Source organism: Acinetobacter endophylla, from assembly GCF_053543775.1.
Window position 1 is genome coordinate 3,173 of record NZ_JBLVOM010000276.1, and the last position, 337, is coordinate 3,509.

Genomic DNA, 337 nt, shown 5'->3' on the forward strand with positions numbered 1-337 from the left:
TGATGACTTGATTCAGGCGCTCAAAATGACAGGAGCTTGGTCATTTGTACAAGATAAAAAAGAAGGTCTTGATCATCTTGTACTTGAGGGTGGCTTAGGTTTCTCTGGTGGACAACGGCAGGCTTTGTTGCTGTCACGCTTGCTTATTCGCCAACCTAATATTGTATTGTTAGATGAGCCAACAGCGTCGATTGATGATGTAGCAGAAAAACAATTTATTGATCATCTAATGAATTGGATGGGGCATCGGACTTTAATTGTTGCAACTCATCGGCGAGCTGTTTTGGCATTAGTTGATCGAATTATTGTCATGAATGAGGGGAAAATTGTGATGGAT

1 protein-coding gene is annotated in these 337 nt (G+C 40.9%); it reads left to right on the forward strand.

Annotated elements, in window-relative coordinates; genetic code table 11:
* A partial coding sequence (locus ACNPNW_RS15995) for an ATP-binding cassette domain-containing protein (RefSeq protein WP_448767164.1) occupies positions 1 to 337 on the forward strand: 337 nt, incomplete at both ends.